The sequence below is a fragment of the Vibrio sp. 10N.261.46.A3 genome, assembly GCF_041472995.1.
Classification (GTDB): domain Bacteria; phylum Pseudomonadota; class Gammaproteobacteria; order Enterobacterales; family Vibrionaceae; genus Vibrio; species Vibrio coralliirubri.
The window spans coordinates 1-2580 of sequence record NZ_JBFRRH010000013.1; the positions used below are offsets into that span (position 1 = coordinate 1).

1 rRNA gene (only partly in view) is annotated in these 2580 nt (G+C 51.9%); it reads right to left on the minus strand.

From position 1 onward, the window contains the following. Nucleotides 1–32: 32 nt before the first annotated feature. Nucleotides 33–2580: ribosomal RNA gene (locus tag AB4484_RS04210) — 23S ribosomal RNA — on the minus strand (it continues 1069 nt past the right edge of the window).

Below are 2580 nucleotides of genomic sequence, written 5' to 3' on the forward strand. Positions count from 1 at the left end.
TCTTTGAGTCCACAAAACCCCTTGGGTGTTGTATGGTTAAGCCTCACGGGCAATTAGTACAGGTTAGCTCAATGCCTCGCAGCACTTACACACCCTGCCTATCAACGTCGTAGTCTACGACAACCCTTTAGGACACTTATAGCGCCAGGGAAAACTCATCTCAAGGCTCGCTTCCCGCTTAGATGCTTTCAGCGGTTATCGATTCCGAACTTAGCTACCGGGCAATGCCATTGGCATGACAACCCGAACACCAGAGGTTCGTCCACTCCGGTCCTCTCGTACTAGGAGCAGCCCCTTTCAATTTTCCAACGCCCACGGCAGATAGGGACCGAACTGTCTCACGACGTTCTAAACCCAGCTCGCGTACCACTTTAAATGGCGAACAGCCATACCCTTGGGACCGACTTCAGCCCCAGGATGTGATGAGCCGACATCGAGGTGCCAAACACCGCCGTCGATATGAACTCTTGGGCGGTATCAGCCTGTTATCCCCGGAGTACCTTTTATCCGTTGAGCGATGGCCCTTCCATTCAGAACCACCGGATCACTATGACCTGCTTTCGCACCTGCTCGAATTGTCATTCTCGCAGTCAAGCGGGCTTATGCCATTGCACTAACCACACGATGTCCAACCGTGTTTAGCCCACCTTCGTGCTCCTCCGTTACTCTTTGGGAGGAGACCGCCCCAGTCAAACTACCCACCAGGCACTGTCCGTAATCCCGATTCAGGGACCAACGTTAGAACATCAAAACTACAAGGGTGGTATTTCAAGGACGACTCCACCACATCTAGCGACGCGGTTTCAAAGTCTCCCACCTATCCTACACATGTAGGTTCAATGTTCAGTGCCAAGCTGTAGTAAAGGTTCACGGGGTCTTTCCGTCTAGCCGCGGGTACACTGCATCTTCACAGCGATTTCAATTTCACTGAGTCTCGGGTGGAGACAGCGTGGCCATCATTACGCCATTCGTGCAGGTCGGAACTTACCCGACAAGGAATTTCGCTACCTTAGGACCGTTATAGTTACGGCCGCCGTTTACCGGGGCTTCGATCAAGAGCTTCGACCGAAGTCTAACCCCATCAATTAACCTTCCGGCACCGGGCAGGCGTCACACCGTATACGTCATCTTACGATTTTGCACAGTGCTGTGTTTTTAATAAACAGTTGCAGCCACCTGGTATCTGCGACTCTCGTCTGCTCCATCCGCAAGGGACTTCACTGATAAGAGCGTACCTTCTCCCGAAGTTACGGTACCATTTTGCCTAGTTCCTTCACCCGAGTTCTCTCAAGCGCCTTGGTATTCTCTACCCGACCACCTGTGTCGGTTTGGGGTACGATTCCTTACAATCTGAAGCTTAGAGGCTTTTCCTGGAAGCATGGCATCAATGACTTCACTACCGTAGTAGCTCGACATCGTATCTCAGCGTTAGTAGCGGTCCGGATTTACCTAAACCACCCGCCTACGTACTTGAACCTGGACAACCGTCGCCAGGCCCACCTAGCCTTCTCCGTCCCCCCATCGCAATTGTAAGAAGTACGGGAATATTAACCCGTTTCCCATCGACTACGCCTTTCGGCCTCGCCTTAGGAGTCGACTTACCCTGCCCCGATTAACGTTGGACAGGAACCCTTGGTCTTCCGGCGAGGGAGTTTTTCACTCCCTTTATCGTTACTCATGTCAGCATTCGCACTTCTGATACCTCCAGCAGCCCTTACAGACCACCTTCAACGGCTTACAGAACGCTCCCCTACCCCACATACCCTAAGGTACGTAGCCGCAGCTTCGGTGTATAGCTTAGCCCCGTTACATCTTCCGCGCAGGCCGACTCGACCAGTGAGCTATTACGCTTTCTTTAAATGATGGCTGCTTCTAAGCCAACATCCTGGCTGTCTGAGCCTTCCCACATCGTTTCCCACTTAGCTATACTTTGGGACCTTAGCTGGCGGTCTGGGTTGTTTCCCTCTCCACGACGGACGTTAGCACCCGCCGTGTGTCTCCCGGATAGTACTTACTGGTATTCGGAGTTTGCAAAGGGTTGGTAAGTCGGGATGACCCCCTAGCCTTAACAGTGCTCTACCCCCAGTAGTATTCGTCCGAGGCGCTACCTAAATAGCTTTCGGGGAGAACCAGCTATCTCCAGGTTTGATTGGCCTTTCACCCCTAGCCACAAGTCATCCGCTAATTTTTCAACATTAGTCGGTTCGGTCCTCCAGTTGATGTTACTCAACCTTCAACCTGCCCATGGCTAGATCACCTGGTTTCGGGTCTAATCCTAGCAACTGTACGCCCAGTTAAGACTCGGTTTCCCTACGGCTCCCCTAAACGGTTAACCTTGCTACTAAAATTAAGTCGCTGACCCATTATACAAAAGGTACGCAGTCACACCACGAAGGTGCTCCTACTGCTTGTACGTACACGGTTTCAGGTTCTATTTCACTCCCCTCACAGGGGTTCTTTTCGCCTTTCCCTCACGGTACTGGTTCACTATCGGTCAGTCAGTAGTATTTAGCCTTGGAGGATGGTCCCCCCATATTCAGACAGGATATCACGTGTCCCGCCCTACTCGTTTTCACTGAT